Here is a 1,036-nt window from a genome sequence, read left to right as displayed (position 1 = left end):
AAAAGATATCATTATGGAGATTACCAAGGACAAAGTTACAGAATTATTTTGTATTATTGATGAATTTTACAAAGTTTTTGATGCTGAAAATGCAGGAAAATTGCTTTTGGGTGAGGATGGAGTAAAGCGCAGACGACGTAAAGCCTCTTTATCTGATAGTGAAATCATGACGATTTTGCTGTATTTCCATTTCGGCTCGTTCCGAAACTTCAAGCATTATTACCTATTCTTTATTAGAGGAACATTGAAGTCATATTTTCCAAATGCAGTGTCTTATAACCGTTTTGTAGAACTTGAAAGTCGCGTATTCTTCCCTCTCATGTTCTTCCTGAATCTCCGTGCTTTTGGCAGATGTACAGGTATAACCTTTGTTGATTCAACCATGATACCAATATGCCACAATCTCAGGCGTTATGCCAACAAAGTGTTCAAAGGCATTGCCACAGACGGAAAGGGAACAATGGGATGGTGTCATGGGTTCAAGCTACATCTGGCTTGTAATGATAGAGGTGAGATAATTGCTTTTGTTCTCACTGGTGCAAACGTCAGCGACAAAGATCCAGCGGTATTCGATGTGTTGGCTAAACGTCTGTATGGCAAGCTGTTTGCTGACAAAGGCTATATCTCGCAAAAACTCTTCGATTCACTTTTTGAGGAAGGCATCCAGTTGGTAACAGGACTGAGAGTGAACATGAAGAACAAACTAATGCCGTTCTATGACAAGATGATGCTGCGCAAAAGATACATCATTGAAACGATTAATGATCTGTTGAAAAATACAGCTCAGATAGTACATTCACGTCACAGGTCTGTTGCGAATTTCATCATAAATATTATTTCTGCATTAGGGGCATACTGCTTCTTTGACAACAAGCCCAAGGCACTTACTGGATACGTTATCGAAGACACGAAACAGCTGAGTCTTTTCTAACATTGCATATTTTACATGAGGATTTTGTCTCAGCAACCATCCAAGATATATAGATGGTTGCCAAGCCACTGTGTCCCTTATATAAAAACATTATAAAGCCTTTAG

General features: G+C 38.9%; 1 protein-coding gene. It reads left to right on the top strand.

The genetic code is table 11. From position 1 onward, the window contains the following. Nucleotides 1-13: 13 nt before the first annotated feature. Entirely contained in the window at nucleotides 14-931 is a 918-nt protein-coding gene (locus DW830_RS15505; protein WP_119250497.1) for an IS982 family transposase, read from the top strand. Nucleotides 932-1,036 lie beyond the last annotated feature (105 nt).

The sequence above is a fragment of the Prevotella sp. AM34-19LB genome, from assembly GCF_003468525.1.
GTDB lineage: Bacteria > Bacteroidota > Bacteroidia > Bacteroidales > Bacteroidaceae > Prevotella.
This window is presented reverse-complemented; position numbering and strand designations above follow the sequence as displayed.